The sequence below is a fragment of the Nocardioides sp. genome (genome assembly GCF_025964975.1).
In the GTDB taxonomy this organism is placed as follows: Bacteria; Actinomycetota; Actinomycetes; order Propionibacteriales; family Nocardioidaceae; genus Nocardioides.
In genome coordinates, this window is the sequence record NZ_JAOPXV010000089.1 from 1 (window position 1) to 20,285 (window position 20,285).

Annotated in this window: 21 protein-coding genes; 9 read left to right on the forward strand and 12 right to left on the reverse strand. The window is 70.5% G+C overall.

The window, feature by feature from the left end; genetic code table 11:
* The 4 genes from JWN68_RS06160 to JWN68_RS06175 all read right to left on the reverse strand — a co-directional run.
* A partial coding sequence (locus JWN68_RS06160; protein WP_297736197.1) for an ATP-binding cassette domain-containing protein occupies window positions 1-623 on the reverse strand: 623 nt, incomplete at its 3' end.
* 95 nt (window positions 624-718) lie between these two features.
* Window positions 719-1,537: an ABC transporter permease gene (locus JWN68_RS06165; RefSeq protein WP_297736199.1), complete on the reverse strand. Its 819-nt coding sequence runs from the start codon at window positions 1,535-1,537 to the stop codon at window positions 719-721.
* On the reverse strand, window positions 1,530-2,327 hold the full coding sequence (locus tag JWN68_RS06170; protein ID WP_297736202.1) for an ABC-2 family transporter protein: 798 nt from the start codon (window positions 2,325-2,327) through the stop codon (window positions 1,530-1,532). Before JWN68_RS06170 ends, JWN68_RS06165 begins: the two co-directional genes overlap by 8 nt.
* A gap of 65 nt (window positions 2,328-2,392) precedes the next feature.
* On the reverse strand, window positions 2,393-2,911 hold the full coding sequence (locus JWN68_RS06175) for a CAP domain-containing protein (RefSeq protein ID WP_297736204.1): 519 nt from the start codon (window positions 2,909-2,911) through the stop codon (window positions 2,393-2,395).
* A gap of 237 nt (window positions 2,912-3,148) precedes the next feature.
* Here JWN68_RS06175 and cobA point away from each other — a divergent pair, with 237 nt between their 5' ends.
* Together cobA and JWN68_RS06185 are read left to right on the forward strand one after the other, a co-directional pair.
* Window positions 3,149-4,372: a uroporphyrinogen-III C-methyltransferase gene (cobA, locus tag JWN68_RS06180; protein ID WP_297736206.1), complete on the forward strand. Its 1,224-nt coding sequence runs from the start codon at window positions 3,149-3,151 to the stop codon at window positions 4,370-4,372.
* Window positions 4,365-5,168, forward strand: a complete 804-nt coding sequence (locus JWN68_RS06185; protein ID WP_297736208.1) for an RNA methyltransferase — start codon at window positions 4,365-4,367, stop codon at window positions 5,166-5,168. The genes cobA and JWN68_RS06185 overlap by 8 nt, the downstream gene beginning before the upstream one ends.
* Here the strand turns inward: JWN68_RS06185 and JWN68_RS06190 are convergent.
* Window positions 5,147-5,941: a TrmH family RNA methyltransferase gene (locus JWN68_RS06190; RefSeq protein WP_297736210.1), complete on the reverse strand. Its 795-nt coding sequence runs from the start codon at window positions 5,939-5,941 to the stop codon at window positions 5,147-5,149. The two genes, JWN68_RS06185 and JWN68_RS06190, sit on opposite strands and share 22 nt — an antisense overlap.
* On the reverse strand, window positions 5,938-6,552 hold the full coding sequence (def, locus tag JWN68_RS06195) for a peptide deformylase (RefSeq protein WP_297736212.1): 615 nt from the start codon (window positions 6,550-6,552) through the stop codon (window positions 5,938-5,940). The genes JWN68_RS06190 and def overlap by 4 nt, the downstream gene beginning before the upstream one ends.
* 73 nt (window positions 6,553-6,625) lie before the next feature.
* Between def and JWN68_RS06200 the strand changes: the two genes are divergently transcribed.
* Both JWN68_RS06200 and JWN68_RS06205 read left to right on the forward strand, forming a co-directional pair.
* The gene (locus tag JWN68_RS06200) at window positions 6,626-8,038 is read left to right on the forward strand and encodes an acyl-CoA dehydrogenase family protein (protein WP_297736214.1); all 1,413 of its coding nucleotides are present in this window, start codon (window positions 6,626-6,628) and stop codon (window positions 8,036-8,038) included.
* Window positions 8,039-8,090: 52 nt separating this feature from the next.
* Window positions 8,091-9,305 carry an acyl-CoA dehydrogenase family protein gene (locus JWN68_RS06205; protein WP_297736216.1) on the forward strand — a complete coding sequence of 405 codons (1,215 nt, stop codon included), beginning with the start codon at window positions 8,091-8,093 and terminating at the stop codon, window positions 9,303-9,305.
* A gap of 86 nt (window positions 9,306-9,391) precedes the next feature.
* On the opposite strand, the gene JWN68_RS06210 is transcribed toward JWN68_RS06205, so the two are convergent.
* Entirely contained in the window at window positions 9,392-9,730 is a 339-nt protein-coding gene (locus JWN68_RS06210; protein ID WP_297736218.1) for a YiaA/YiaB family inner membrane protein, read from the reverse strand.
* A 142-nt stretch (window positions 9,731-9,872) separates the two neighbouring features.
* Between JWN68_RS06210 and JWN68_RS06215 the strand changes: the two genes are divergently transcribed.
* From JWN68_RS06215 to JWN68_RS06230, 4 genes are read left to right on the forward strand one after another with little or no spacing between them, the layout of a single operon-like run.
* Window positions 9,873-11,288 (forward strand): pyridoxal-dependent decarboxylase, encoded by a 1,416-nt coding sequence (locus tag JWN68_RS06215; protein ID WP_297736221.1) that lies wholly within the window; start codon window positions 9,873-9,875, stop codon window positions 11,286-11,288.
* A gap of 4 nt (window positions 11,289-11,292) precedes the next feature.
* Window positions 11,293-11,910, forward strand: coding sequence for a hypothetical protein (locus tag JWN68_RS06220; RefSeq protein ID WP_297736223.1), 618 nt, complete (start codon window positions 11,293-11,295; stop codon window positions 11,908-11,910).
* Between the two features lie 11 nt (window positions 11,911-11,921).
* Complete coding sequence (locus tag JWN68_RS06225; protein ID WP_297736226.1) at window positions 11,922-13,358, forward strand: GuaB1 family IMP dehydrogenase-related protein; 1,437 nt, start codon at window positions 11,922-11,924, stop codon at window positions 13,356-13,358.
* 4 nt (window positions 13,359-13,362) lie between these two features.
* A complete protein-coding gene (locus JWN68_RS06230; protein ID WP_297736228.1) occupies window positions 13,363-13,905 on the forward strand; it encodes a nucleosidase in 543 nt (180 codons plus the stop codon).
* On the opposite strand, the gene JWN68_RS06235 is transcribed toward JWN68_RS06230, so the two are convergent.
* A complete protein-coding gene (locus JWN68_RS06235; protein WP_297736232.1) occupies window positions 13,902-14,480 on the reverse strand; it encodes a LysR family transcriptional regulator substrate-binding protein in 579 nt (192 codons plus the stop codon). The genes JWN68_RS06230 and JWN68_RS06235 overlap by 4 nt on opposite strands.
* A 40-nt stretch (window positions 14,481-14,520) precedes the next feature.
* Between JWN68_RS06235 and JWN68_RS06240 the strand changes: the two genes are divergently transcribed.
* On the forward strand, window positions 14,521-14,727 hold the full coding sequence (locus tag JWN68_RS06240) for a hypothetical protein (RefSeq protein ID WP_297736235.1): 207 nt from the start codon (window positions 14,521-14,523) through the stop codon (window positions 14,725-14,727).
* Window positions 14,728-14,731: 4 nt separating this feature from the next.
* On the opposite strand, the gene JWN68_RS06245 is transcribed toward JWN68_RS06240, so the two are convergent.
* The 4 genes from JWN68_RS06245 to JWN68_RS06260 are packed head-to-tail and all read right to left on the reverse strand — an operon-like array spanning window position 14,732 to window position 20,275.
* A complete protein-coding gene (locus JWN68_RS06245; protein WP_297736238.1) occupies window positions 14,732-15,442 on the reverse strand; it encodes an FHA domain-containing protein in 711 nt (236 codons plus the stop codon).
* A 9-nt stretch (window positions 15,443-15,451) separates the two neighbouring features.
* A complete protein-coding gene (locus JWN68_RS06250) occupies window positions 15,452-16,744 on the reverse strand; it encodes a VWA domain-containing protein (protein ID WP_297736240.1) in 1,293 nt (430 codons plus the stop codon).
* Entirely contained in the window at window positions 16,737-17,906 is a 1,170-nt protein-coding gene (locus tag JWN68_RS06255; protein WP_297736243.1) for a zinc ribbon domain-containing protein, read from the reverse strand. Before JWN68_RS06255 ends, JWN68_RS06250 begins: the two co-directional genes overlap by 8 nt.
* A gap of 2 nt (window positions 17,907-17,908) precedes the next feature.
* Window positions 17,909-20,275, reverse strand: coding sequence for a serine/threonine-protein kinase (locus JWN68_RS06260; protein WP_297736245.1), 2,367 nt, complete (start codon window positions 20,273-20,275; stop codon window positions 17,909-17,911).
* Window positions 20,276-20,285: the final 10 nt, after the last annotated feature.

The window sequence follows — 20,285 nt, forward strand, 5'->3', positions numbered from 1 at the left end:
GTGAGCATGAGCGTGGTGCCGCGCTCGACGTTGAGCGCCCGCAGGAACTCGCGCAGGCGGCCCTTGCTGATCACGTCCAGGCCGATGGTGGGCTCGTCGAGGTAGAGGATCTCCGGGTCGTGCAGCAGGGCAGCCGTGATGTCACCGCGCATCCGCTGTCCGAGCGACAGCTGTCGTACGGGCGTGTCGAGCTGGTCGCCCAGGTCGAGCAGCTCCACGAACCGAGCCAGGTTGGCGCGGAAGCGGTCGTGGGGGATGCGGTACATCTTCTGCAGCAGCTCGAACGAGTCGCGCAGCGGCAGGTCCCACCACAGGGTCGTGCGCTGACCGAAGACGACCCCGATCCGTCGAGCGAGCTCGACGCGGTGGCGCTGGGGCTCCAGGCCGGCCACGCGGAGGTGCCCGCCCGTCGGGACGAGTATGCCGGTGAGCATCTTCACCGTCGTCGACTTCCCCGCCCCGTTCGGCCCGATGTAGCCCACCATCTCGCCCGGCTCGATGCTGAAGCTGAGGTCGTGGACCGCCCGCACGGTCTCCCGGGTCCTGCGCCGTCGGCCATCGACCTTACGGCGTACGGCGAAGGAGCGCTCCAGCTCCCGGACGTCGATCAGGGCCCCGGTCACGTGCTGACCCTAGTCGCGGGGGCGGGGGGCAACCACAGCGATGTCGTCGCCGCTGTTCGCCTCAGCTGACGGCTTCGCCGGAGGGGTCGGCCTGCTCAGCTCCCCGTCGAGGAGTAGTGGCGCACGCCACTGCGCCAGACGAGCAGCCCAACCGCGATGGTCACGACCGCAGCGACGGGTGATGCGAACTGGACCCACGACGGCATCTCGAAGGGATCGTCGCGGCCCAGGATGAACAGGGCGGGATACCAGTTCACGAAGGCGATGGGGATGACGAAGGTCAGCGCGACCATCACCTCGCGCGGGAAGATCGAGAGCGGGTACTGCGCGACGGTCGCGCCGCCGTAGGTGAAGGCGTTGGCGAACTCGGACGCGTCCGTGGTCCAGAACTGGATGCTCGAGAAGGTGACGAAGAGACCGAAGAAGACTGCTGCCCCGCTGACGACCATGCAGAGCGCGACCAGTGCGCGCAGTGGGGTCCAGTCGACGTACGTCGCAGCCCACCCGAACACCACGGCGGCCTGGGTGATCCGGCCGAGACGCCGCAGCGTGAACTGGTCGGCGCAGACCTGCACGAGGAGGGGTACGGGCTTGGTCATCATCTGGTCGAGACGACCCGTCCGGACATAGGTCCCGATCCGCTCCACGCTGCCGATGAGGGTGTCGGCGATGCCCAGTCCGAGCGAGCTGGCGCCGTACAGGAAGGCCACCTCGTGCAGGGAGAAGCCGCCCAGGTCGTTGAGGTGGGCGAACATGATCCACAGCCCGACGAAGTCGAGGCCGGTGATGAGGCCGTTGCCGACGGCGAGCATGACGAAGGACGCCGGGTAGGCCCAGGCCGCGCGGATCCACAGCCAGGCGATGTCGGTGTAGCGGCGGGCATGGTGCAGTGCTTGGTGTCGCGCTTCAGCCACCCTGGACCACCACCTTGCGGGTTGCTGCGCGCAGGACCAGCTGGCAGCAGCCGAGCAGGACGGCAGCCCACAGGGCCTGGAACCCGAGCGCTGCCAGCAGGTCGACCCCGACGCGCTTGCCCAGCCAGATGTCGGCCGGGACCTGCAGGTAGGCCGCCCAGGGCAGGGCCCGAGCGACGGCACCCAGCACCCCCGGGAACAGCACGAGGGGCAGCATCATGCCGCTGAAGAAGATGGCGAAGGCTCCGCTCATCACCTTCAGACCGGACTGGTCGAGCAGCCAGAAGGCCGAGCAGGCCACGAGGAACCGGATGGCGAAGCTGACCACCACCGCCAAGGGCAGGGCCAGCACGAATCCGAGAGCCGCGGCGGGGGTCGCGGGAAGGTTGATGTCGAAGAGCACCGCACCGACGACCGTGGGAGCCAGGCCCCGCGTGAGCAGGTGGTAGGCAGCACGGCCGAGGTCACTGGCGAGGTACCACCCCAACAGGCCGACCGGCCGGTAGAGGTCGATGGCGACGTCGCCGGTCCGGATGCGTTCGGCGAGGTCGTCGGTGCTACCGCCGCCCCACAGGGCGATCGTCATCAACATCGCCTGGCCGAGCCAGACAAAGGTGACGGCATCGGTCGCGTCGTAGCCGCCCGCGTCCGGGCTCGCCTCCCACAGGGCCAGGTAGGCGAAGGAGTAGATGATCCCGAAGACCGAGTTGGTGAAGATCCCGGCGAGGGTCGCGGCACGGTAGGTGGAGTAGCGGCGGAAGGCCCGCGTCGCAATGGCGACGTACAGCATCTCCGGCCTCCCCGACGTCGAGCGACGGGGATCGTCTCATATCGCGGGGGCCACGGGTGAAGGCGTCAGCGCTTGTCGGTGAAGTTCAGGACTCCGACGAAGCGACCCGATCCGTCCACGCTGATGGCGAGGCCCGCGAGGCTGGCCCGCTTCTTCAACAGGATCTCGCGGTGCGAGGGGGAGTCCATCCACGCCTGGACGACGATGGCAGGGGTGAGGAGCGACCCGCGCACGAGGTCCTCGCCGGCCCACGCCTGGTCGCATCGGCGCAGCACGATGTGCTGGTCGCGGTGCTCGAGGGCGCCGGTCGTGGCGATGCGGGTCGCCCAACTCTCGGCCATCTGGTCGACGCACGAGTCGAAGTAGCGAACCGGCTTCAGGCCGGCGTTGACACGCACCTCGTTGATCGAGCCCATCAACCGGTTCTCGAACTCGTCCAGGTTGAGGCTGGGGTCCAGTGACAGGTCCGGTGCAGGGACGACCCAGACCTGTGCCTGTGCCGTAGCCGCAGAGAGCAGGCACGTCAACGAGATGACGAGCCCCGCGGTAAGGGCAGCAAGAAGACGGGTGAGGACACGAGACATGAAAGCTCCAGGGTCACAGCAGGCGGGGGGATACCTGCTCGGCGTACACCCAATGCTGGTGCCGGGGACTGGAATAGACCATCGCCTGATCGAGCCGAACCTCGTAGTCCTTTGGGACCACGACCCGATGGGCAGATGGGCGATGAGGGGCTACCCGGGACCCCCGCGACCTCCCGACGAAGGTCGCTCGTTGGACGTGTGGCCCGGGCACCCCGGCACGTCGGCGAGGATGGGGCCATGAGCGACGCAACGCCCTACCTCTCGGGCCTCATCCTGACCGACCGCAAGGTCGTCGTGGTGGGGGGCGGCCACGTCGCCCAGCGACGGGTGCCCCTGCTGATCGCGGCCGGTGCCGACGTCACGGTGGTGTCGCCCGAGGTCACCCCGGCGCTGGAGGGCATGGCCGCCGAGATCACCCTCGTCCTGCGCGAGTTCGTCGACACCGATCTCGACGGTGCGTGGTATGCCGTGGCCGCGACCGACGACCGGGCGGCGAACGACCAGGTCAGCGCCGCAGCCGAGGTTCGCCGCATCTTCTGTGTTCGCAGCGACGACGGCACTCGGGGCACGGCCTGGACCCCGGCCACGGGGAAGCACGGCAGCGTCACGGTGGGCGTCCTGGGCAACCGGGAGCCGATGAAGTCGGCCGCGTTGCGCGACGACATCGTCACGGCACTGCGCGACGGTTTGCTCAACGCCGCCGATGCCCACGACCGGAGCCCCGGCGTGGTCCTGGTCGGGGGTGGCCCCGGCGATCCCGAGCTGGTGACCGTGGCAGCCCGACACGCACTCGCGACCGCCGACGTGGTCGTGGCAGACCGCTTGGCACCGCGCGAGCTGCTGGACGCGCTCCCGTCCACCGTCGAGCTGATCGACGTGACCAAGCTCCCGCGCGGCCGCTTTGCCTCCCAGGACTTCATCAACGAGGTGATCGTCGCGAGGGCCAAGGAGGGCAAGCGGGTCGTGCGCTTCAAGGGGGGCGACAACTTCGTCTTCGGTCGCGGCTTCGAGGAGATCCTCGCCTGCCGTGCGGCCGGCGTCCCGGTGACCGTGGTGCCGGGACTGTCATCGGCGATCTCGGTGCCGGCGCGCGCGGGCATCCCGGTCACCCACCGCGGAGTGGCCCACGAGTTCACCGTCGTCTCGGGCCACCTCCCCCCGGGGCATCCCGACTCTCTTGTGGAGTGGGCCGCCCTGGCCCGCCTCCGCGGCACGCTGGTGATGCTCATGGCGGTGGAGAACGCGCCGGAGATCGCGGCGACGCTGGTGGCGGAGGGTAGAGACGTGGACACCCCAGTTGCCGTCGTCGTCGAGGGCACGATGCCCGAGGAGCGCGTCGTGCTGGCCACCCTCGGGACGCTTGCCGCGGAGATCGTCAGTCAGCAGGTGCGCGCACCCGCGATCATCGTGGTGGGCGGCGTGGTGGCCGTCGCGCACCCGGAGCACTTCGCCCGTGGCTGAGCTGGTCGAGATCAGCGACCCGGCGGATCCGCGGCTCGCCGACTACCGCGACCTGCGCGACGTCGAGCTGCGCAAGAACCTGGAGGCGGAGTACGGTCTCTTCCTGGCGGAGGGGGAGAAGGTCGTCCGTCGGGCCGTCGAAGCGGGCTTCACCCCTCGCTCGCTGCTGATGGCCCCGCGGTGGCTCGACGGCCTCGCCGATGTGCTGGCGACCACCCATGCGCCGTGCTTCGTGCTCTCGGAGGCCTTGGCCGAGGAGGTCACCGGCTTCCACGTGCATCGTGGAGCGCTGGCCTCGCTCGAGCGGCGGGCGCTTCCCTCCGTCGCCGCCGTGCTCGCCGACGCACGCTCGGTCCTCGTGCTGGAGGACCTGGTCGACCACACGAATGTCGGAGCAGTCTTCCGCAGCGGCGCAGCCCTGGGATTCGACGCCGTGCTCCTCTCCCCGCGGTGCGCGGACCCGTTGTACCGCCGGTCGATCAAGGTCGGGATGGGTGCAGTGTTCACGATGCCCTGGACCCGCTTGCCCGACTGGTACGACGCACTGCCGACGCTGAGCGAGGCGGGCTTCACCACCGTCGCCCTGACCCTGGCGTCCGACTCGGTCCCGATCGAGTCCGCGGTCGAGGGTGTGGACCGCCTCGCGCTGGTGCTGGGCGGTGAGGGACACGGGCTCTCCCGGAAGTGGGAGCAGTCGGCCGACCGGCGGGCCACCATCGCGATGCGCCCTGGCATCGACTCGCTCAACGTAGCTGCTGCCACCGCGGTTGCCTGCTACATCGCTGCGCGTCGCTGACGGAAGGCCTCCTCGAGCACGATCGACCCGGCTGTCGCCGCGTTGAGCGAGCTCGCCGACCCAGCCATGGGGATCGACACCAGCTGGTCGCACGCCTCCCGCCAGGCAGCCGTCATCCCCGTGGTCTCGTTGCCGACGACGAGGAGGAGCGGCCCCGTGAGGTCTGCGGTGCGTACGTCGATGCGCCCGGTCTCGTCCGTCCCGACGGTCTGGATCCCGTGCGGCCCTGCCCACTCGAGCACCTCACGGTGCGAGGCTGCGCGGACCACGGTCAGCGCGAACAACGACCCCGTGCTGGAGCGCACGGCCCGCGGGTCGTACGGATCGGCGGCGTGGCCGGTGACGACCAGTCCGGTCGCGCCGAACGCGTCCGCGGAGCGCGCCAGCGTCCCGAGGTTGCCGGGCTGCGTCGGGCGGTCGAAGACAACGGTCAGTCCCGCCGGCTCGAGCCGGGCAAGGGAGTCGGCCGGCATCTCCACCACGGCCAGCAGCTCGGACGGTTCATCCTTCTCGCCGAGCTCCGCCATGAGCTCCGGAGCCATGACCACCCGGTCGGCCGTGGTGGACTCCCACGCCTCGCGTGCCCACGTCGACATGCGCGGTCGGCCGTCGCTGATGAGTGTGCGAACGGCCCAGCCGTGGTCGATCGCGAGGGTGATGGGCCGGACGCCCTGGACGAGGAACTCTCCTTGTCGGTGCCGCTTGGTGCGGTTGTGGAGCAGCGCCTCCCACTGCTGGAAGCGCGCGTTCCGGGTGGTGATCCTGATCGTCACGCGCTGTCCGTGCGGGCGACCGGCCAGTCGTCGGGGTAGTCCTCCGCGGCTGCGTCATGCGCCTTCTGCAGCTTCTTGCGCGCCTTGGTCGACAGGCGGTCCCCGAAGACCGTGCCCAACGTGTGGTCGGTCTCGTGCTGGAGGCAGCGGGCCAGCAACCCGTCCCCCTCGAAGTGCACCGGCTCGCCGTCGAGGCCGAACCCGTCGACGGCCGCCCAGTCCGGGCGCGCACACTCCACGAACGCGCCGGGGAACGAGAGACAGCCCTCGTCGTCGTCGTCCAGCCGGCGCTCGCGGCCCTCCTCGAGCGTGAGGGTGGGGTTGCAGACGATCCCGACCGTGTGACGACCTGACTCGTCCGGGCAGTCGAAGACGAACATGGCGACGTCCTCGCCGATCTGGCAGGCAGCGAGACCCACCCCGTCGGCGGCGCGCATCGTGGCCACCATGTCCGCGGCCAGAGCCACGAGCGATGCGTCGAAGGTGGTGACGAGCTGCTGGGGGCGGTGCATGACGGGCGTGCCCCACCGGGTCATCCGGCGGACGGTTCCTCCGGAGGGAAGCTCCCCGTGGGGCGCGTGCGGAGGGGGGTCGGAGTCGCGTACAGACATGTGCCGGATCCTAGTGACCGGCAACACGGGCCAGCCTGTGGCGGTATGTGTAACTCAGAGTTACATTTGCCGCATGTCGAGGATCACCGACCCCTTCAAACGCAGCGCGACCGGCGCGTCAGCACCCCGTCGCACCCGTCGTCACGGCCTGGCCGCCCATGAGAGCCGCGATCCCATCGGCTTCGCGCTCGCCGGTCTGAACAAGCTCGCCCAGAGCGACCTCATCGACCGGGTCGGGCTGCGCAGGCAGAGCGAGCAGGTCGTCTTCACCACGACTCGGAGCGGCTTCCGGACGGTGGCTGCCGCCGGCCGACGCTTTGGCAAGGTCGCGAGCGGGTCCGGGCCCGGCACCCGTCCCACGACCTCGCGTCCCACGACCACCCGTCACGGCGACGTCTTCGACCTGACGCCCACCGAGGACGAGCAGAAGCTCGTCGACGTGGTCACCGACTACGCCACCGAGATCCTCCGCCCGGCCGCCGCCGCAGCCGACGAGTCGTGCCTGGCGCCGGTCGAGGTGCTGGCCGCGGGGCTCGAGATCGGCCTGCCGATCCTGGGAGTCCCGGAGGCCCGCGGCGGCCTCTTCGAGGAGCGGGCGACGATGGCCGGGACCCTGGTCGCCGAGGCGCTCGCCAGGGGTGACATGGGGCTGGCGCTCGCCGCGATGAGTCCGGGCGCCGTCGCGACGGCCCTGGGCCTGTGGGGCACCGAGTCACAGCAGCAGACGTACCTGCCTGCCTTCACCGGCCCGGAGGTCCCGGTGGCCGCCCTCGCCCTGACGGAGCCGGCCGTCCTCTTCGACGTCCTCGAGCCGGCGACCACCGCAACCCGCTCCGGCGACGGTTTCGTCCTCGACGGCCTGAAGTCCGGCGTCGTCCGTGGGGCGGAGGCGGAGCTCTTCGTCGTGGGTGCACTGCTCGACGGACGGCCCACGCTCTTCCTGGTGGAGTCCGGCACGGACGGGCTGACGGTTGAGGCGGACCCCTCGATGGGCGTTCGCGCGGCGTCGCTGACCCGCTTGGCGCTCGACGGGGTGCGCGTGCCAGCCGAGTCCGTGCTGGGGGAGACCGACGGGTCGACGTACACCGAGTGCGTCCGTCTCTCGCGGCTGGCCTGGTGCGCCCTCGCGGTCGGGACCGGCCAAGCCGTCCTCGACTACGTCACCACCTACGTCAACGAGCGGGAGGCCTTCGGCGAGCCGATCAGTCACCGCCAGTCAGTGGCGTTCATGGTGGCCGACATCGCCATCGAGCTGCAGGCGATGCGGCTCGTGACCTACAAGGCCGCCTCGCGTGCAGCCGCCGGCAAGGACTTCTCGCGGGAGGTCGCGCTGGCGCGCCAGCTGTGCGGCAGCAAGGGCATGCGGATCGGTCTGGACGGAGTGCAGCTCCTCGGCGGCCACGGGTTCGTCAAGGAGCATCCCGTCGAGCGGTGGTACCGCGACCTGCGGGCCGTCGGGATCATGGAAGGAAGCGTGCTCGTATGAACCACCCCATCCAGATGCTCACTGCGTTCTGCTCAGGACGGGGGCCTCGGCCATGATCAGCCTCGAGACCCCCAAGAAGCACCGCGTGCTCGTCGACCAGGCCCACCAGGTCGCGATGAACATGCTCCGCCCGATCTCTCGCAAGTACGACCTCGCGGAGCACTCCTATCCCAAGGAGCTGGACATGCTAGCGGCGATGATCGACGGGCTCTCCGAGTCCGGGTCGTCGTCGGGGGCGGGTGCAGCGGGCGTACGCCGCGAGGAGAGCGACGGCGACGACGGTCGTGTGCGCAACGGGACCAACCTCGCCTCCGTGCTGTCCGTCGCAGAGATGTGCTGGGGTGACACGGCCCTGTTGCTTTCCATGCCGCGGCAGGGACTGGGCAACTCGGCCATCGCCTCGGTCGCGACACCCGAGCAGCAGGCTCGCTACGCCGGCACGTGGGCGGCGATGGCGATCACGGAGCCGAGCACGGGTTCGGACTCCGCCTCGATCACCACCACAGCCCGTCTCGACGGCGACGAATACGTCATCAACGGCGAGAAGATCTACGTCACCTCCGGTGAGCGGGCCGACAGCGTGGTCGTGTGGGCGACGCTCGACAAGGCGCTGGGGCGAGCCGCGATCAAGTCGTTCGTGGTGAAGAAGGACAACCCGGGGATGAAGGTGGAGCGGCTCGAGCACAAGCTCGGCATCCGCGCTTCCGACACGGCCGCGATCACGTTCACCGACTGCCGGGTGCCGGCCGAGGACCTGCTCGGGTCACCCGAGATCGACGTCAAGCAGGGCTTCGCCGGGGCGATGGCGACCTTTGACAACACGCGTCCGCTGGTGGCGGCGATGGCAGTGGGCTGTGCCCGCGCCTCGCTCGACCTCACCCGCGACCTGTTGGCACAGGCCGGCGTCGAGGTCGACTACGACCGCCCCGCGCAGGTTCAGTCGGCAGCGGCCGCGAAGTTCCTGCAGATGGAGGCCGACTGGGAGGCCGCACAGCTGCTGACCATGCAGGCGGCCTGGATGGCCGACAACCGCAAGCCCAACTCGCTCGAGGCGTCGATGGCCAAGGCCAAGGCCGGCCGCGTCGGCTCCGACATCACCCTCAGCTGCGTGGAGCTGGCGGGCTCGCTGGGCTACAGCGAGGTGGAGCTGCTCGAGAAGTGGTCGCGCGACTCCAAGATCCTCGACATATTCGAGGGCACCCAGCAGATCCAGCTGCTCATCGTCGCCCGGCGGCTGCTGGGGCTGACCAGCGCGGAGCTGCGCTGAGCCTCGGTCACGCTGGAAACCCGGCTACCCGGGTTTCCACAATGTTCGCGAGTGTTGCAACACGTGTGAACGTTCGATTCCCCCGGCTACCCGGGGGAACCGAACGGGGATGAAGTCAACGACGTACGAGGGCGTCGGGCGGACTTGAGGGGGTCGTGCTGGGCCAGCACCTTGTCGAGCCGGGCGGCGTCGAGGCGGTGGACGACGGTGTTGTCCTCCTGCATGTCGCGCACCACCTTTGTCAGGGTGAAGGTCGAGGTCGTCAGGTAGAGGGTTCCGAGGGCCAGGAAGCCCTTGACCCACGGGTCGGCGTCCATGGAGTAGACGGCGACGAGCATCGCGAAGAATGAGGCACCGAAGGAGATGGCGGCCTGGGCGGCGAAGGCGGTGGTGTTCTTGGTGGTGGTGGTGGTGGTGGGGTTCATGGCAGAAGCCTGGCCGCCACCGGCTCGCGAGGGACCTGTCGTGCTACCCGATCGTCCCTGAGTACTCCGGCTCAACCGCGGGCAGTACGTTCGGGCCATGACATCGAACGGGCCGGCGCACAGCGCACCGAGTGGGTCGCACATGAGTCCCGAGGAGTTCCGTCGGCACGGCCACGCGGCCATCGACTGGATCGCGGACTACTGGGAGGGGCTCGACGGGCTGCCGGTCCTGTCCCAGGTGGCTCCTGGCGACGTACGCCGCATGCTGCCGGCCGAGCCCCCCGAGGAGGCCGAGACCTTCGACGCCCTGCTGGCGGACCTCGACGAGATCGTCGTCCCGGGGCTGACGCACTGGCAGCACCCGCGCTTCTTCGCCTACTTCCCGGCCAACTCCTCGCCCGCCGCGATCCTGGGGGATCTTCTCTCCAGCGGCATCGGCGCCCAGGGGATGATCTGGGCGACCAGCCCGGCCGTTACGGAGGTGGAACAGGTCGTGGTCGACTGGCTGGCCCAGGCGTTGGGTCTGCCCGACCAGTTCCGGCTGACCGACTACGGCCGGGGTGGGGGAGTCATCCAGGACACGGCGTCCACCGCGACCTTCACCGCACTCCTCGCTGCCCTGCACTCCGCCACCAACGGCACCGCCCGCGACAGCGGTGTCGGCACGACGAGGTGGACCGTCTACGGGTCCTCGCAAGCCCACTCCTCGCTGGTGAAGGCGACGATGATGGCGGGACTGGGCGCTGAGTGTGTCCGTTCCGTCGACGTCGACCCCCGGACGCAGGCCATGGACGTCGCCGCCTTCGAGCGACTCCTCGCCGACGACATCGACGACGGCTTCACCCCGCTCTTCGTGCAGGCGGCTGTCGGGACGACCTCGACCGGCGCCATCGACGACGTCCAGGCCGTCGCAGAGGCCATGGACGGCGTGGGCGCCTGGCTGCACGTCGACGCCGCCTGGGCGGGCGTGGCCGCCGTGTGCCCCGAGCTCCGTGACCGGATCCTCGGCGGGGCCCACCTGGCCCAGTCGATCGTGACCAACCCGCACAAGTGGCTGCTCACCACCTTCGACTGCAGCGTGCTCTGGGTGCAGGAGCGCTCGGCGCTGACCAACGCGTTGTCGATCACCCCGGAGTACCTCCGCAACCCCGCGTCGGAATCGGGAGCGGTCGTCGACTACCGCGACTGGCATCCGCAACTGGGACGTCGCTTCCGGTCGCTGAAGCTGTGGGCGGTGCTCCGGACGTACGGACTGGAGGGACTCCGCGCCCACATCCGCTCGGGGGTGGAGCTCGCCGAGCACTTCGCGGAGCTGGTCCGCGACGACGAGCGCTTCGAGCTCGTCACCGAGCCATCGCTGAGCCTCGTCGTCTTCCGCCTGGTGGAGGGTGACGAGGCGACCCTGGCCGCGATGCACCGGCTCAACGCCAGCGGCACCGCCTACCTCAGCCACACCGTCGTCGAAGGACGTGCCGCCATGCGCCTCGCGGTGGGCAGCTGGCGGACCACCCCTGAGGACATCGACCGGACCTGGGAGGCGCTTCAACAGGCACTATGAAGGCATGTTGCTCTACGCCGACGCCCCCGCCCGCCGTACCGTCCAGCTCGTCGCCGACCTGCTCTTCGTGCTCTGGCTCGTCTTGTGGATCTGGGTCGGCGTCGCGGTCCACGACGGCACGATGGCGCTGGCCTCGCCGGGACGCCAGACCGACGAGTCGGCGTCCGCTATGGCGGGCCAGCTGCGAGACGCCGGGAGCGCGCTGGACGACGTACCCCTCATCGGCGACGAGGTCGCCACGCCCTTCGACAAGGCCGCCGAGGCCTCCGACGGCTTGGCCGCCGCAGGGCGGTCGTCGGTCCGCGCCATCGAGCAGCTCGCCTTCGTGCTGGGTATGGCGATCGCGCTGATCCCGATCCTGGTGGTGATGGCGTTCTACCTGCCGGGCCGGCTCCGGTTCGTCCGGGAGGCCACCGCAGGAGCGAGATTCATCGACTCGGCCGACGACCTCGACCTCTTCGCGCTGCGTGCCCTGGCCAACCAGCCCATGCGGGTGCTGGCGAGGGTGAGTGCCGATCCGGCCGGCGACTGGCGGCGCAAGGACCCGGTCGTGGTGACCAGGTTGGCGGAGCTGGAGCTGAAGTCCGTAGGCCTGAGGCCGCGCAGGACGCCATCGGCGTAGATTCACCTTCCGTGCGCTTCCTCCACGACGCGGCCCCGCCGCACGACCTCACCTACGACGACGTCTTCATGGTGCCGCGCCTCTCTGCGATCGCGAGCCGCTACGACGTCGACCTGTCCACCGACGACGGCACCGGAGCCACGTTGCCGCTCGTCGTGGCCAACATGACCGCGATCGCGGGCAAGCGGATGGCCGAGACGACTGCGCGACGTGGTGCGCTCACGGTGATCCCGCAGGACATCCCGCTCTCGGTGGTGGCCGACGTGGTGGGCTGGGTCAAGCAGCGTCACCACGTCTTCGACACCGCCATCGCGCTGGACCCCACCCAGACCGTGGCTGAGGCGATCTCGCTGATGCCCAAGCGCGCGCACCGGGCGGCCGTGGTCGTCGAGGACGGCAAGCCGGTCGGGGTGGTGACCGAGCAGGACTGCGCCGAGGTGGACCGCTTCGCGCAGGTCGGCCAGGTGATGAACCGCCAGGTCGTCACCGTGGCCCACGACGCCGACCCGCGGGCCGTCTTCGAGGCGCTAGACCGCGCGAAGGAGTCCCTCGCGGTGGCGGTGTCGCCGACCGGCGACCTCGTGGGCGTTCTCACCCGGCTCGGTGCGCTGCGGGCGACGCTCTACGCACCAGCGGTCGACGACAACGGCGGACTGCGGATCGCGGCAGCCGTCGGCGTGAACGGTGACGTGGCCGAGCGGGCGGCACGCCTTCTGGAGATGGGCGTCGACACCCTGGTGGTGGACACCGCCCACGGTCACCAGGATCGGATGCTCGAGGCGCTGAAGGCGGTCCGCGGACTGGACCCCGATGTCCCGATCGCGGCCGGCAACGTCGTCGACGGCGCCGGGACGGACGCCCTGATCGACGCCGGTGCCGACATCGTCAAGGTCGGCGTCGGGCCGGGAGCGACGTGCACCACCCGGATGATGACCGGGGTCGGGCGGCCGCAGTTCTCCGCGGTGCTCGAGTGTGCGACCGCGGCCCGGGCACGGGGCAAGCACGTGTGGGCTGATGGGGGAGTGCGACACCCTCGCGACGTCGCCCTGGCGCTGGCTGCCGGAGCGAGCTCGGTGATGGTCGGCTCGTGGTTCGCAGGGACGCACGAGTCACCCGGGGACCTCATGCACGATTCGGACGGTCGTGCGTTCAAGGTGAGCTTCGGGATGGCGTCGGCCCGCGCGGTGGCCAACCGCACCTCGGCGGAGTCCGCGTTCGACCGTGCTCGCAAGGGTCTCTACGAGGAGGGCATCTCGTCCTCCCGCATGTACCTCGACTCCGCTCGCCCGGGCGTCGAGGACCTGATCGACCAGATCTGCTCGGGCCTGCGGTCCTCGTGCACCTACGCCGGCGCATCAAGCCTCGCCGAGCTGCACGAGCGCGCCCTCGTGGGTGTCCAGTCCGCCGCTGGCTTCCACGAGGGCAAGCCGTTGAGCCAGTCCTGGTGACCCGGTGAGGCCTCTGGTCGTCGCGGCGACCCGCGCCGAGGCGGCTCATGTCCCGTCCTCGCTGCCGCTCGTCGTCACCGGGCTCGGGAAGACCGCGGCCGCTGTCGCGACGGCCCGCGCGCTGGCTGACCTGAGGACCCTCGATGACGTCGTGGTCGTCAACATCGGCACCGCGGGCTCGCTGCGAGACGGCATCGTCGGCCTGCACGAGCCCGGCGTGGTGCTCAACCACGACATCAACGCGGAGGCGATCCGGTCCCTGGGCTACGACCCGCACGAGCGTCTCGAGATCGGCGCGTCGGACGTGGTCCTCGCCACGGGCGACGTGTTCGTCACCGACCCGGTCGTGCGGGCCAGGCTTGCGGCGCAGGCCCACCTGGTCGATATGGAGGGTTATGCCGTCGCGTGGGCCGCGTGCGAGTTCGGGGTGCCGGTCCGCCTGGTGAAGCACGTCTCCGACTCAGCCGACGACGCTGCCTGGGACTGGCCGAGGATGGTCGAGGCCAGTGCCGTGGTGCTGGGCCAGTGGTTGCGGGAGAACTGCTAGCGGGAGCTGTTGGCCGAGCGTCCCCGGACCACGCCGACGAAGGCCTGGGTGTCCTCGCCGTCACGGTCCAGCAGCCAGACCAGCGCGATCTGGGTGGGGTCGAGGTCGCTCACCGGTCGCTGGACCACGTCCTTGCGCTGGTGGAGGCGGGCGACCGACATGGGCACGATCACCACGCCGGTGCCGGCGGCCACCGTCTCGATGGCGTCCTTCTCCGACATGGGCGGCCAGTCGAGCTGTTCGACGTCCGGGCGCCAGCCGCTGGAGTGCGGCCGCACGAGCTGCTCCTCGGCGAGGTCGGCCAACGCGACCTCGTCCGCGGCTGCGACGAAGTGCTCCGCGCTCGCGACGACGACCGGCACTTCGGCGTACAACGGGATGCAGTGCAGCCCGTCGCGGTCGACGGGCAGCCGCACCAGGGCCATGTCGACGGCGCCGTCGCGCACGCCGTGCTCCTGCTCGGTCTCGAGGACCGGCAGGAGCTCCAGCGGCTCGCGGCGGCGCTCACGCCAGGCGCGCGCCCACTTGTCCGGCGTCGCGCCGGTCACGAAGGCGACGCGGAACGGATCTGGCATGGCTCTAGCCTCCCACGGTTGTCCGGGTTACCGTCGAGGGGTGATCACGGGGATCGCAGTCGCAGCGTTGGCGTGGCCAGTCGTGTTGTGGACCACCCGCCGACGGCGCGATGACAAGGACCTGCGAGCCGCTCAGGGGGACCTGGGGGCTGCCCAGCAGATCGCCGGGGTGAGTGGGCTCGGCGAGGCTCCGGTCCGCACCCACCACCGCTTGGGCACGGCGGGCCAGCGCCGCTCCCGCTGGTGAGTCTTCAGACCTCGCCGGGAGCGGCCTTGCGGATGACCAGGCGGGTCCAGGCGCCGAGGTAGATCCGATCGCCCGTGCGGACCTCCTGCTTCTGCCCCGGCGTCACCGGCGTCTTGGGCAGAGCGTCCACCGCGCCACCGACGTAGGTGCCGTTGGAGGACCCGAGGTCCTCGACCCACCAGCGGCTGCCGTCCGTGGTGAGCTGTGCGTGACGACGGCTGATCCCGGTATCCGAGCTCAGGTCGATGTCGGGACTGATGTTGCGGCTCCTGGAGGTCCGTCCGACCAGGATCGAGGTGTTGCGCAGGCCCACCACGAGCGGCAGCCCCGGTGAGGGCAGGGGATCGGTGCTCTCCTGGTCGGCGTACCAGTCGGGATCGATCCAGACCTCGGCCACCCACGCCGCCTCCAGTGGCGGCGAGATGTTGGCACCGGAGTCTGCGGGGTCTGCGGTCGGGACGGCGCCGGGCGGTTCGAGGGGCTCGGCTCGGCGAGGCAGGGACCCGGTCGTGAAGTCGTAGCCGCACGACTCGCAGAAGAGCGCGTCGGCGGAGTTGGCCGCCGAGCAGTGGGGGCACGTGGTGCCGGCGGGCGTTGCCGGCGCGACCGACGTCGGCCCGGTCTGGGCCTCACCGCCCTGCGGGTCGGGTATGGCGACGCCGCACACGTCGCAGTAATCGGTCGACGTGGAGTCGTGGCCGGCAGGACACTTCACGAGCGCCTCCTACTTCTTGATCCGGGTCGTCTTGGTCGAGGCTGTGTCCAGGGCCATCTCGTCGGCCTTGTCCACGGTCCGCTTCAGGCGGACGGTGCCTTCCTTCTCGTCGTCGACGTCGACGACCTTCCTGAGGCGCGTCGTCGCCTCGGCGTTGCCGGTCTCGGCCGCGAGCTGGACCGCCCGGCCGAGCTTCGTCGTGGCCGTTGCGCCGTCGCCTGCAGCCTTGGCGGCGAGGCCCTCCTGGATCATCGAGGCGAGCTCGACCTGGCCGGTGTAGTGGGCCACCTGCTTGTCGATCTTGGCCGTCAGCTCGGAGTCGTTGGACCACGTCGCCTTGACAAGTCCCTGGGTCACGACGTCGTCGCCCAGGGCGAGCTGCACGCGGGCGGCCAGCTGCTCCTGGCCCACGGCCTTGGCCGGCAGGCGAACGGCGACGTGGTAGTCGCGCGACTCGTCGCCCCATGCGCCGGTGGGATAGCCGCCGGTGAGCGGGTTGACGGTGGTCCGTCGGTCGCTGAGGTCCTCGACGGTCGGTGCCACCTGGCGCACGAACAGCACCTGCGCCCCCTGGGGGCTCCACACGCGGAGCTGGGCGTCGGCCACGCCGCGACCCATGGCCGTCTGCATGATCGTCCGGAACTCCTCGCGCATCTCGCTGGGCGACGGGATGATGTCCACGGTGCCGAGGAGGGCCTGGGCGACCCGGCGCAGCTCTTCGACCTTCCAGTCGGTGCCGGCACCGCGGCAGTCGCACTGGAAGTAGCCCGTTGCCCGCTGGATGGCGGCGTCCAGTCGAGCGGGCTGCTCGCCGTTCTCACCGTCGGTGAGCAGGATCGCGTGCCGCTGGGTGACCTCGGGGACCGACGCGAAGACGCTCCCGGCGAGATCGAGCCAGGAGCCGATCGCGGTCCCGCCGGATGCCCGGAACTGCGAGATCGCGGACGAGGCCTCCTCGCGACTCTGTGCGTCCATGACAGCGAGGGCGGGTCCGTCCTGGACCAGGGGATAGGCCAGGAAGGCGCTGTCGGTGCCGGCGATGACGGCGAACCGGGTCCCGTCGACGATCTCGGCCAGGGCTGCCTGGGCCGCGTCCTTGGCGCCTTCCATGGTCTCGTGACCCATCGACCCGGACGTGTCGACGATGATGATCTCGCCAGCAGTGCTCGACCCGACCGTGCCCGTCGCGGACTGACCGGCCGTGCCCGCCCCCGTGCACGTGATGGTGACGATGGCGTTGACGTCGGTCCCACCGTCGGGCAGGAACTCGTTCTGGTAGACGGTGGCGACGAACTCAGCCATGTGGCTGCTCCTTCGAGGTCGGGGTCGGGTCGGCATTGTGCACGAGCACGGGGCCAGGGATCCGGGCGAGCACGGTGGTGATGTTGTCCTGGCCCCCTTGACCGTAGGCGTAGTCGGTCAGCGCGAGGGCCAGCGCGGCAGGGTCGTCGGTCCCGGTTCTGCGGATCTGCTCGACCAGCTGAGCGGGCTCCGAGGCGTAGTTCCAGAGCCCGTCGGAGCAGACGAGCAGCCAGCCCGGCTCGGTGATCCTCAGCTGTCCGACCGTCGGGGTGGGCTCTTCGCTGTCCTGGCCGAGCCACTTGGTGATCGCGTGAGCCTGCGGGGACGACTCGGCCTCGGCGCGGGGCATCCCGGCGGCGATCAGACCTTGTGCTGCGGAGTCGTCGACGCTCAGCTGCACCCCCGGAGAGCTGTCAGGGAGCCAGTAGCTGCGCGAGTCACCGACGTTGGCGAAGCTGACGACATCACCCTCCAGCACCGCCGCGCTGAAGGTGGCCGACGCGGGGTTGGCGGCCTCCGGGGTCGCGGCAGCCACCACCTCGGCCTGTGCTGCCTTGACGGCGTTGGTCAGGACGTGGGTCACGGCCGCGACGCGGGACCCGTCGGTGCCGAGACCGTCGGGGAACGGCACGGTCAGCGCGGCGAGTGCGGCCTTGGCGCCGGCCAGTGAACCCACCTGCGAGTCGTCGGTGTTGGACACTCCGTCGAGCACCACGAGGACCGCCCGGCGATCCCGGGCAGTGCCGTCCGGGCTGGCGCTCGTCGCCATGGCGTCCTCGTTGCGGTGGTGCCGGATGCCCTTGTCGCACACGCCAGCGACCCAGGGTGCGGGCTGCTCGCGGAAGTGGTCGCGCGGACTGAGCGCCTTGACGCCGCACTGCTCGCAATAGCCGTCGGGTCCGATCGACCCGCCGCAGCTCGCGCACGCCACCGGCGCTGCGCTCTCCTGCGCCGCAGTGGCCGAGTGGTTGGTCGTGGCGCTGGAGATGGGGCCACTGTCCATGTCCTCGATCGGGCTGCTCTCGCCGGCTTCCGGTGCAGGGGTGGTCGGGGCGCCGGAGACCAGGACGTCGGCCGAGAGGGCCGTGCCGCACTCCTCGCAGAAGTTGGACTCGCCGGGCGCCGCGGCGCCGCAGGACGGACAGGTTCGAGGTTCAGTCATGCTCACACCAGCGTCCGGTTGCGTACGGCGTTTGCCTCGTTGACCAGCTGGACGCGATCACCGAGGTTGTCGGCCTCACGGGCGAGCGCGCGGTAGGCGTTCTCCAGCGCGTCGCGCAGGGCGTCCTCGCGGGCCGCGACGCCACCCACGGTCGGTCGGCTCGACCCGGCGGGGACTCCGGCGCCCCTGGTCACCGAGTCGAGCGCGTGGCGCAGGATCCGCACGGTGTAGCGCTGACGCTCCGCGGGGTCCATCCGGACAGAGGCGATGCTGGTGAGCGCCTGGTCGAGGACGGCGAGGTCGTCGGCCGAGCCGGCCAGGAGCACGTCGGCCCTCAGCTGCCGGCTCTCGGGGTAGCCGCGGCTGGTGGTGGGCACGAGGTCCAGGGCACGCACGGCACCCGCCGTGTCCCCGGCGGCAGCCCGGACGCGCGCCATACCGAAGGCGGCCGGCGCGGCGTAGGCGGCATCGGTCGCGGCACACGTGGCGTAGAGGCCCTCGGCGACCTCGGGCAGTCCGCCGTTCTCGCAGGCGATCGCGAGGGCGAGCTTGGGACCGAGCTCACCGGGGACCTGGCGGTGGACGGCACTGAAGGCGGCCTTGGCGGCCTCCCAGTCCTCCTCCTTCATCGCGGCCAGCCCGTCGAGCCACAGCGCCCGCCAGTCCCAGGGATCCTGGGTCAGCAGCTGCGCGGTCGACTTCCGGGCGGCTGCCGTGTCGTCGAGCGCGATGGCTGCGCGCGCACGCCGGAGCAGCACCTCGGCGGACTCCTCCGGGGCCTGTTCCAACGCCAAGAGCAGCTCGGCAGGCTCCGCATCACCCACGCTGGTGAGCCAGGAGTACTGCGGGTCCGAGGGGTCCGGTCGCAGGTCGGGCAGCTGGGACCAGTCCAGGGCGGAGGCGGAGGTCGCGGGAGCCTCGAACACCGGTGAGGCGGCCGAGGTGAGGGCCGTGCCAGTCGTCATGGCCGCCACCACCTCGCGCAGCACCCCCAGCAGCTGGGTGCGCAGCTCCTCGGCGGACGCGAACCGGTCCGCCGGGTCCGGGGCGCAGCACTTGGCGATCAGCCAGTAGAGCGAATCGTGCTCCTGGAACAGCGGCGTCGAGTCGGGCGGGGGCAAGGTGTGCAGGTAGGTGCCCTGGTAGCCGCGGAACTCCATGCACAGCACCACCAGCGTCCGGCCGATCGTGTAGATGTCCGAGGCGATGCTCGTGCCGACCACCGGCACTTCGGGCGCCTGGTAGCCGACGGTCCCGAAGATCGCCGAGTCCTCGTCAGTGATCCTGCGGACACCCCCGAGGTCGATCAGCTTCACGGCGTCGCCGACCTGGATGAGGTTGTCGGGCTTGAAGTCGCAGTAGACCAGGCCCAGGTCGTGAAGGTAGCCGAAGGCGGGCAGCACCTCGAGGATGTAGGCCAGGGCTTGGTCGACGGGCAGCGGGTCGTAGACGCCGTTGTTGTCCTTCATGCGCTTCTTCAGGATCTGCTTGAGGGACCGTCCGCCGACCCACTCCATCACGATGTAGCCGGCGCCGTCGTGGGTCACGAAGTTGTAGATCTCCACGATGAGGGGGTGCTCGACCTGCGCGAGGAACTGTTGCTCGGCGATCGCGGCCGCGAGCGCGTCGGGGTCGCCGGAGTTGAGCAGGCCCTTCAGCACGACCCAGCGGTTGGACACGTTGCGGTCGCGGGCGAGGTAGATCCACCCGAGGCCGCCGTGGGCAAGGGCGCCGGCGACTTCGTACTGCCCACCGACGAGGTCACCGGCGCCGAGCTTGGGCGTGAACGAGAACTCCTGGCCGCACTTGGGACAGAAACCCTCGGACCGGCCGGCCTTGCCGTCCTTGGACCGGCCGATGGGGGAGTCGCACTTGGAGCAGGTGCGCTTGTCCTCGGGCACCGAGGGGTGGGGGATCACGGCCTTGAGGGCGTCGACCGCAGGGGCGGCCGGCACCACCGTGAGGCCGGCGCCGAGGCGGGCGGCCCGCATCCGTCGGGAGGCCGAGCTCGCACGCCGGGTGGCGCTGGTGCCGGCCCGGGTCGAACCGACGGCGGCGGACTGGATGCGACTGGCAGACGTCCTGGCCGACCCCGTCCGGGCCGACATGGGATCGCTCTGGGGCGAGGGGACGGCTGCCTGGGCACCCGTCGCAGGGGACCCGCAGACGTCGCAGTAGCCGTCCAGGATCGTGCCGGTGCATCCTGCTTGGGCGCAGGTCTGCCCGTCGGTGGCGCCAGCGGCTCCTGCAGCGGCCGAGGACGGGGCCGAGGACGGGGAGGCCGCGCCTACAGGGGTTGCCGCCATCCCGCAGACGTCGCAGTAGCCGTCCTGCACCGAACCCGTGCAGCCGGGTTGCTGACACTTCATGCGCGCTCCT

What these genes read in the sequence shown, in the direction of transcription:
- cobA (WP_297736206.1), top strand. Translation starts at nt 3,149, where the DNA reads ATGAGCGACGCAACGCCCTACCTCTCGGGCCTCATCCTGACCGACCGC.
- JWN68_RS06260 (WP_297736245.1), bottom strand. Translation starts at nt 20,275, where the DNA reads ATGAAGTGTCAGCAACCCGGCTGCACGGGTTCGGTGCAGGACGGCTAC.
- JWN68_RS06215 (WP_297736221.1), top strand. Translation starts at nt 9,873, where the DNA reads ATGAGTCCCGAGGAGTTCCGTCGGCACGGCCACGCGGCCATCGACTGG.
- JWN68_RS06250 (WP_297736240.1), bottom strand. Translation starts at nt 16,744, where the DNA reads ATGGCTGAGTTCGTCGCCACCGTCTACCAGAACGAGTTCCTGCCCGAC.
- JWN68_RS06255 (WP_297736243.1), bottom strand. Translation starts at nt 17,906, where the DNA reads ATGACTGAACCTCGAACCTGTCCGTCCTGCGGCGCCGCGGCGCCCGGC.
- JWN68_RS06200 (WP_297736214.1), top strand. Translation starts at nt 6,626, where the DNA reads ATGTCGAGGATCACCGACCCCTTCAAACGCAGCGCGACCGGCGCGTCA.
- JWN68_RS06175 (WP_297736204.1), bottom strand. Translation starts at nt 2,911, where the DNA reads ATGTCTCGTGTCCTCACCCGTCTTCTTGCTGCCCTTACCGCGGGGCTC.
- JWN68_RS06220 (WP_297736223.1), top strand. Translation starts at nt 11,293, where the DNA reads ATGTTGCTCTACGCCGACGCCCCCGCCCGCCGTACCGTCCAGCTCGTC.
- JWN68_RS06205 (WP_297736216.1), top strand. Translation starts at nt 8,091, where the DNA reads ATGATCAGCCTCGAGACCCCCAAGAAGCACCGCGTGCTCGTCGACCAG.
- JWN68_RS06235 (WP_297736232.1), bottom strand. Translation starts at nt 14,480, where the DNA reads ATGCCAGATCCGTTCCGCGTCGCCTTCGTGACCGGCGCGACGCCGGAC.
- def (WP_297736212.1), bottom strand. Translation starts at nt 6,552, where the DNA reads ATGTCTGTACGCGACTCCGACCCCCCTCCGCACGCGCCCCACGGGGAG.
- JWN68_RS06170 (WP_297736202.1), bottom strand. Translation starts at nt 2,327, where the DNA reads ATGCTGTACGTCGCCATTGCGACGCGGGCCTTCCGCCGCTACTCCACC.
- JWN68_RS06210 (WP_297736218.1), bottom strand. Translation starts at nt 9,730, where the DNA reads ATGAACCCCACCACCACCACCACCACCAAGAACACCACCGCCTTCGCC.